Source organism: Arhodomonas sp. KWT (assembly GCF_010993615.1).
In genome coordinates, this window is the sequence record NZ_WNXE01000631.1 from 1 (window position 1) to 965 (window position 965).

The 965-nt window shown below is 71.2% G+C and carries 1 protein-coding gene; it reads left to right on the top strand.

What is annotated here, in order from left to right; genetic code table 11:
- On the top strand, positions 1–792 hold a 792-nt coding region (locus G7A99_RS21280; protein WP_163143911.1), incomplete at its 5' end, for a LysR substrate-binding domain-containing protein.
- Positions 793–965 lie beyond the last annotated feature (173 nt).

Here is a 965-nt window from a genome sequence, read left to right on the forward strand (position 1 = left end):
GTATCGGTGTTCGAGCGCCAGTCCCGGGGGGTTCGGCCCAACTGGTACGGCGAGATCCTGATCCGTCACTCACGGACCATGCTCGCCGAGCTCGGTCAGGCGGGCGAGGAGCTCACCGCCCTGCACCACGGCCGCGGCGGCACGGTGTCGCTGGGCACGGTGATGCCGGCGGCGGTAAACCTGCTCAGCGAGGCAATGGAGGCGGTCCAGCGCGAACGGCCGAACCTCAAGGTGAGCATCGAGGTGAACGTCAGTCCACGGCTGGTGGAGGGCCTGCACGACGGCACCTTCGACTTCGTCCTTGCCCGCGCGCCGGAGGACGAGAGCAGCGCGGAGCTCGTCTACGAGGAGATCAGCGAGGAGCCGCTGTGCTTCGTGTGCCGGCGCCACCACCCCCTCGCCGGACAGGCGGCGGTCTCGCTGGAGGACATGGCGCCCTATGTCTGGGTGCTGCAGCCGCCGACGGGGCTGCTGCGCCAGCGCGTGGAACGGCTGCTGCTGGAGAACGCGGTGACGCCGCCGCGGGACATCGTCGACACCCAGTCCATCCTGGTCTCGCTCGCGCTGGTGGAACAGATGGACGCGGTCACGGTGATCTCGCGGCCGGTGGCGGAATGGCTGTGCGACCCGGAGCGATTCACCATCCTGCCGTTCGAACCGCGCTTCACCGTCAAGCCGTTCGGCATCGTCTCCCTGCGCGATCGCCCCCTCTCGCCGGGGGCGGCCGCGCTCAAGGAGACCGTGCACCGGATCGTCGCCCGGCAGCACGAGGCCGCCGGGCCGGGGCCGTGACCGTCGCTCAGTGGCTCTCCCGGGGGACCTCGGCCCCCCGGCAACCGACGAGGAAGTCCAGGTCGGCGCCGGTATCGGCCTGGAGCACCCGCTCCACGTACAGGCTCTGGTAACCGCCCTGCATGGCGTGGGGCTGCGGCTGCCAGCGGGCCCGGCGACGCTCGAGCTCGGCC